Origin of the sequence: Coleofasciculus sp. (genome assembly GCF_046565525.1) — a bacterium.
Lineage (GTDB): Bacteria > Cyanobacteriota > Cyanobacteriia > Cyanobacteriales > Coleofasciculaceae > Coleofasciculus.
On record NZ_JBKHUP010000249.1, the window covers coordinates 1 to 1,476 of the forward strand.

At 49.7% G+C, this 1,476-nt stretch carries 1 protein-coding gene; it reads left to right on the forward strand.

All coding sequences use genetic code 11. From position 1 onward, the window contains the following. The first annotated feature begins 223 nt into the window (after nt 1–223). Complete coding sequence (locus ACLGGO_RS35535; RefSeq protein ID WP_446422845.1) at nt 224–1,384, forward strand: RRXRR domain-containing protein; 1,161 nt, start codon at nt 224–226, stop codon at nt 1,382–1,384. Nucleotides 1,385–1,476 lie beyond the last annotated feature (92 nt).

A 1,476-nucleotide genomic window follows, 5' to 3' on the forward strand; every position in this document is an offset into this window, starting at 1 on the left:
ATTCATGAACCCTAACCTACTTCGTTGAGGTTAGGGATTGGCAGAGGGAACCTGCTCCGAAGTCATGAATAGGGCATGAGTTGGTAGGGGATAATCACTTCCAAGCATTTCTCTAGCTTGGCTTAAATGTAGGTCTAGGAATCTCTAGACACTGGGTAAGTCCAGGACACACCCCTATCAATGCCTGAAGAGACATAAACATTTACACGAGTGGATTATCTCTATGTATCGTGTTCCAGTAGTTAACAAAGAAGGAAAACCTTTAATGCCCACCAAACCCTCCAGGGCTAGACGGTGGGTGAATGTTGGTAAAGCAGTGGGGAAATGGTCAGACCTGGGAGTTTACTATGTCCAACTCACCAAACCACCATCGGCTGAGGAGGTGCAACCCATTACCGTTGGAGTCGACCCGGGTAAGTCCTACTCCGGTGTTGGTGTCCAGTCCGCTAAATGCACCCTGCTACAACTACACCTTATCCTCCCATTTGGGCGGGTCAAGAAACGGATGGAAACCCGCGCCATGTTACGACGGGGACGACGAGGGCGGCGGATTAACCGGGATGTCCCATTCAAGCAACGGAACCACCGCCAATGCAGGTTTGACAATCGCAAACAATGTAAACTCCCCCCATCCATTAAAGCTTCTCGACAGTTGGAGTTACGGACAGTTACGGAATTGGCGGCTATCTTCCCGGTGACGGCGATTGGGTATGAGCGGGTTAGAGCCGATGTAGATCAAACCCAACGCAAACGTGCCAAGTCGGGTAAGGGATTTTCCCCAGTAATGACGGGTCAGAATTGGGCAATATCCCAAATGGAAAAAATTGCCCCTGTCTATGTCCGGCATGGTTGGCAAAAGGATGGAAACGGCACATCCCAACTCCGAACCCAACTAGGGCTGGAGAAGGATAAGGCTAACAAGTCCATAGCTAAACCGGAAACTCACGCGGTTGATGGGGTGACGTTGGCTTGTGGGTATTTCATCAAGTATGTTCCGTTTACTGGCTCTAACTCCCACGGTTACACCCACAAGGGTAACGTTAACGTGACCCCTTCCCCGTTTAAAATCATCACCCGTCCCGGTGCGCCGCGTCGGGGGAAAGAGTATGGATTCTTCCGTCGTCAATTGCACTTTGAAGTACCAGATAAGTTAGGGGTAAGGAAGCGTAAAGGTGGGACGATTACCCCAATGGAAGTGAGAATTGGTGATCGGGTCAGAGCAGAAAAAGCAGGGATTGTCTACATCGGCTACGTCAGCGGATTCACCGATACCAAAAAGACTCAAAAGGTTTCCGTTTGCGACTACACCTGGAAACGAATTGGACAATTTGCCCTTAGTAAAGTCGATTTAATCAGGAGAAATAACGGCTTATGTGTAGCCTGAGAAAAGAATTGGATGCCTCTATTCTTCCGGCATCCCGCTATCCCTCCTCACCCTACGAGAGTTGAGGGTGAGGACTCCCGCGAATACGTTGA